5 protein-coding genes and 1 pseudogene are annotated in these 5,188 nt (G+C 68.2%); all 6 read right to left on the reverse strand.

The annotated features are described in order from the left end of the window. Window positions 1-218 (reverse strand): annotated as a pseudogene (locus O0J73_RS21455) (EF-hand domain-containing protein); the annotation flags it as partial. Between the two features lie 49 nt (window positions 219-267). Continuing rightward, complete coding sequence (gene rlmM, locus O0J73_RS21460; RefSeq protein WP_308309594.1) at window positions 268-1,335, reverse strand: 23S rRNA (cytidine(2498)-2'-O)-methyltransferase RlmM; 1,068 nt, start codon at window positions 1,333-1,335, stop codon at window positions 268-270. Beyond that, the gene (locus O0J73_RS21465; RefSeq protein WP_004154307.1) at window positions 1,319-1,879 is read right to left on the reverse strand and encodes a nucleoside deaminase; all 561 of its coding nucleotides are present in this window, start codon (window positions 1,877-1,879) and stop codon (window positions 1,319-1,321) included. Before O0J73_RS21465 ends, rlmM begins: the two co-directional genes overlap by 17 nt. 97 nt (window positions 1,880-1,976) lie before the next feature. After that, window positions 1,977-2,699, reverse strand: a complete 723-nt coding sequence (locus O0J73_RS21470) for a DUF6348 family protein (RefSeq protein WP_197564431.1) — start codon at window positions 2,697-2,699, stop codon at window positions 1,977-1,979. 49 nt (window positions 2,700-2,748) lie between these two features. Then, complete coding sequence (locus tag O0J73_RS21475; protein ID WP_197564432.1) at window positions 2,749-3,411, reverse strand: hypothetical protein; 663 nt, start codon at window positions 3,409-3,411, stop codon at window positions 2,749-2,751. 43 nt (window positions 3,412-3,454) lie between these two features. After that, a partial coding sequence (locus O0J73_RS21480; RefSeq protein ID WP_308309595.1) for a glutamine--tRNA ligase/YqeY domain fusion protein occupies window positions 3,455-5,188 on the reverse strand: 1,734 nt, incomplete at its 5' end.

Raw genomic sequence — 5,188 nt, forward strand, 5'->3', positions numbered from 1 at the left:
CTCGGTTCCAGCGAACGTACGGTCACCTGTGCTTCGCCGGCCGGCTGTGCAATCTCCACGCTGCCGGTGACCCGGCCAGCGCCCAGCGGTTGCTGGCGGATCGCGCCACCGGTCGGGCCGAGCGGTTGGCTGTGCGCGGGCGTATGCGGCAACTGCTGGGCAAGGGCGGGAGCCGCCGCCAGCAGGGCGATCAGTATCGGAGTCGAGCGGTATCGCATGGTTGCATCCCTCGGTAGCGCCGGGCCCTGCCCGGCGGGCACGATGGCCTCAGCGCAGCGGCGAGGCCAGTACCGTGATCTCTTCGCGGTCGTGGTACAGCTGCTTGGCGCGTACCACCAGCGGCTTGCCGGCCTGGTCCTGGAACAGGTCCAGGCACAGCCGGGTCTCGTCCCAGCGCTTCTTCATCGGCAGCTTCAGGTTGAAGATCGCGTGCCGGCACCAGCCTTCGCGGAACCAGGTGGCCATGCGTTCGGCCACGCGGCGCGGCTGCTCGACCATGTCGCAGACCATCCAGTCCAGTGGCTGTTCCGGATGCCAGTGGAAGCCATCGGCGCGCAGGTGCTCGACCAGGCCGGTGTCCAGCACGTGCTGGCGCAGCGGCCCGTTGTCGATGCTCAGCACGTGCATGTGCTGGCGGGTCAGCACCCAGGTCCAGCCGCCCGGTGCAGCACCGAGGTCGGCCGCACGCATGCCAGGCTTGGCCAGTGCCTCGCGTTCTTCCGGCGTCAGCAGGGTCAACAGCGCTTCGTCCAGCTTCAGTGCCGAACGCGAGGGGGCTTCGGGCAGCAGCTTCAGGCGCGGAATGCCCAGCGCCCACGGCGCGCTGTCGGCCGGGTCGGCGATGCAGACGAAGGCATGGGTACCATCGACGAACACCACGTGCAGGCGTGGCAGGCGGTTGTTCGGCTTGTCGGCCAGCTTGCCGGCCTTGCGCAGCGCCGGGCGCAGCGCGTTGCCGAAGGCACGCGCCAGGCCGGAGAGCGGCTTGCCCGCATCCGAGTCGGGGTGCTCAACCCACAGGTCGCCGAAGCGCGGCGCATCGGCCAGCACCTCCAGCATCGGCGTGATGCGGTCGCTCGGGTCCAGCTGCGGCAACTCGGCCAGTACTACCAGCTTCTGCCGCGCGAAGATCAGTTCGCGCCAGCGCAGGCGCGGTGCCAATGCAGCGGCTTCGTCGCACATGAAAAGCACATAGCCGTCATTGCGCTGGGTGCGCGCATAGCCGGCGAAACCGGCTTCGCCCGCGCGGAACTGCAGCTCGCCGGCCAGCTCGGGCTCGAAGCCCTGCCGGCACAGGCACAGCAGGCCGATGCCGGCCTCAGTAACGGGCGCCATCGCTTTCCCCATAGGCGCGCAGCACGCTGCGTGCGGCGTCGCGGTTCAAGCCCTGCACCACTTCGATGCCGCGCTTGTTGAGCTCGCCCACCCAGTCAGCCGGCAGCGGGCCTTCGTCGAACGGGGTCAGTTCCTCGACGTCGGCCGAGTTGGCGCCGATCAGCAGGCGGTCGATGCCGGCCCACACCGTGGCGCCGTAGCACTGGCAGCACGGCTGCGAGCTGGTGGCCAGGGTGACCGGCGACAGCACCGCGTTCAGGCGCGGGGTCTGCAGGCGCTGCTGGGCCAGCATGTAGGCCATGTTCTCGGCGTGCGCCAGCGAGGTCGCGTGCGGCATCACCCGGTTCACGCCGGCAGCGATCACCTTGTCATCCGGGCCGAACACCACCGCGCCGAACGGGCCGCCACTGGCGTGCTCGACGTTCAGCCGCGACAGCTCGATCGCCAGCGCGACCTTGGCCTCATCGCCGGGATATCGACGATCCAGGTCGATCTGGTCGTGGATCCAGGCGGGAAGGGTCAGGTGGACTTGCGCGTACAGCATCGCGGGGGTGCCTCGTGTGGGATGGAAGAAGGTGCGGTTGCTTGGGAAACCGGCGCGCAGTGTAGCCGCACCGGCCTGTACCGGGTGTGGCGACGGGTCAGCCCGGCGAGCCGGTGCGGATCACCACGTACTGCTTGCGGAACTCCAGGCCGGCCTGTGGCCAGCTGGCGGCATAGGCGCGCAGCAGGGGCAGGGCAGCGGCGAAATCGTGGCCGTTGACCCGGCAATCGGCCTCGCACAGGCCTTCGGCGTCGCGCGAGGCGAACAGGCGGATGGCCAGGAACGGGCGCGCCCTCAGCAGCTCATCGAAGGCGTCCATGCTGCGGGTGAACAGGCAGCACGGGCAGGAACCGTGGTCGTCCTCGCTGCAGGTGGAGGCATCCACCTCCTGTGCGCGGTAGTGCGCCAGCGGCCCCAGCACCACGGTGCGCTGCAGTTCTTCGCCTTCGTCGGCGCCCGGATAGCTCAGGCCCAACATCGGCAGGCCCTGTGCGTCTGCCGCGCCGACGGCGGTCTGCAGGGTCGCCAGGTCCACCCGGATCCAGGTCTGGAAGCCGGACAGCAGCGAGGCCTGTTCGTCGGCACCGTTGGCGTGCTGGTACTCGAACAGGCCGTCGGCGAACAGCACGGGGTGCTGGGTCTCGATGACGGTAGAGGTCTGCCAGCCACCGTTGTCGCGTTCATTCGCGGCCACTGCATGCGGGGTCAGGCGCAGGCCGCTGTCCAGCAGTAGTGCGCCACCGTCGACGCGGCTGGCGATGCCGGCGCCCTGCAGGACCTGCTGCAGCAGCGGGAGGAGGGCGGTGGAAGTCGTGGTCATGTCAGGCCTGTGGATGGATGGGGTGGAACATCCAGGCCGTGCCTGGGGTCTAGCGATCGATCGCGTCGAGCGCTTCGAGTTCGGCGCGATAGCGCTGCGCGTCGCGCTGCTGCTGCGGATCATTGCCATGCTCGCGCAGCCAGGTGTCCAGCTCGCGGCGATAGTCTGCGCGGAAATCGGCGTTGCCCGGGCTGAAATGCAGCTTGCGTGCGGCCACTTCCACCCGTTCGCGCGCGCTGGCCCGGGCCTGCGCGATGCCGTGCGGTGATTCGTTGGTAAGGATGACGAAGTTGCGCGGGAAGCCCGGGGTGTACTTCACCACGAACGGCTGGTCCTGCGCCGGGATGCGGATCGCGTTCTCCAGTGGCCACAGTGAGGCGGTGTTGGTATGGAACACCACCTCCACGTCACGGCCCTCGGCGGTACGCAGCACCGCTTCGTAGCGCCAGATGTACTGTTCGTTGAGGGTGGAGTTGGTTTCCTCGGCCTTGACGATCACCGCTTCACCGCGCTCACCCACCGAATTGAGGAAGGTGGCGTTGAGGAAGCTGCCGAGGAAGATGTTGAGCATCGCCAGCGGGAACACCACGATGGCGTAGCCCGGAAAGCGCCGCCACCACGAGACCAGCCCGGCCAGCACCATCGCTGCAAAGAACGTCAGCAGCGGATGCTGCGAGATGAACCAGAACAGGGCGGAGAGGGCGGTGATCATCGTCGCGGGCGAGCGGGCGCCGTGCTGGCGCCCGCGCAGGTCCTCAGGCCGACCAGGTGTCGCGCAGGGTCACGCTGCGGTTGAACACCGGCTTGGCTTCGGCGTGGTCGCGGCGGTCGGCAACGAAGTAGCCGGTACGTTCGAACTGGAACGACTGCTCCGGGGCGGCGCTGGCCGCGGCCGGCTCGACATAGCCGGTGACGGTGCGGCGCGATTCCGGGTTGAGGTAATCGCGGTAGGTCTTGCCTTCCGATTCGTCGTCCGGGTTCGGCACCGAGAACAGACGGTCGTACAGGCGGATCTCGGCCGGCACGCCATGCACGGCGCTGACCCAGTGGATGGTGCCCTTGACCTTGCGGTTGGCGCCTTCCATGCCCGGGCGCGATTCCGGATCCAGCCAGCCGCGCAGCTCGGTGATGGTGCCGTCGGCATCCTTGATCACCTCATCGCAGCGGATGATGCCGGCGCCGCGCAGGCGCACTTCGCCACCCGGGACCAGGCGCTTCCAGCCCTTCGGCGGTACTTCGGCGAAGTCCTCGCGGTCGATCCACACTTCGCGAGCGAACGGCACCTGGCGGCTGCCGAAGCTTTCGTCCTTCGGATGGTTGCTGAAGGTCAGCTGCTCTTCGTGGCCTTCGGGCAGGTTGCTCAGCACCAGCTTGACCGGGTCGACCACGGCCATGCGGCGCGGCGCGGCGCTGTCCAGGTCTTCGCGCAGCGCGCCTTCCAGCACGCTGAAGTCGATCAGCGAATTCTGCTTGCTGATGCCCACGCGCTCGGCGAACAGGCGCATCGCCGCCGGCGTGTAGCCACGGCGGCGCAGGCCCTGCAGGGTCGGCATGCGCGGGTCTTCCCAGCCGTCCACCAGCTGTTCGGTGACCAGCGCCATCAGCTTGCGCTTGCTCATCACCGTGTAGTTGATGTTCAGGCGCGAGAACTCGATCTGGCGCGGCTTGGCCGCTTCGCGCGGCAGGCCGGCGTCGACCAGCGGCTGGGTCAGTGCGTCGTCATGGGCGAAATCCACGTTGTCCACGCACCAGTCGTACAGCGGGCGGTGGTCTTCGAATTCCAGCGTGCACAGCGAGTGGGTGATGCCCTCGATCGAATCGCCCAGCGCGTGGGCGAAGTCGTACATCGGGTAGATCGGCCACGCATTGCCGGTGTTCTGGTGTTCGACGTGCTTGATGCGGTACAGCGCCGGATCGCGCAGGTTGATGTTGCCGCTGGCCATGTCGATCTTGGCGCGCAGGGTGCGCGCGCCATCCGGGAACTCACCGGCGCGCATGCGGCGGAACAGGTCCAGGTTCTCCTCGACGCTGCGGTCGCGCCACGGCGACGGGCGGCCCGGCTCGGTCAGGGTGCCACGGTAGGCGCGCACTTCCTCGGCCGACAGGTCGCAGACATAGGCCTTGCCCTGTTCGATCAGCTTCTCGGCGGCCAGGTAGTAGGTCTGGAAGTAGTCCGAGGCGTGGCGCAGCTCGTTCCACTCGAAGCCCAGCCAGCGCACGTCGTCCTGGATCGCGGCCACGTATTCCGGATCTTCCTTGGCCGGGTTGGTGTCGTCGAAGCGCAGGTTGCAGACACCGCTGAACTCACCGGCGATGCCGAAGTTCAGGCAGATCGACTTGGCATGGCCGATGTGCAGATAGCCGTTCGGCTCGGGCGGGAAGCGGGTCTTGATCGCCTGGTGCTTTCCGCTGGCCAGGTCCTCGCGCACGATCTGGCGGATGAAATCGCGCTTCTCGTGGCTGTCGGCGGGGGTCTCGGGGCTGGCGGG

The sequence above is a fragment of the Stenotrophomonas sp. Sm6012 genome (assembly GCF_030985895.1).
GTDB classification, from domain to species: domain Bacteria; phylum Pseudomonadota; class Gammaproteobacteria; order Xanthomonadales; family Xanthomonadaceae; genus Stenotrophomonas; species Stenotrophomonas forensis.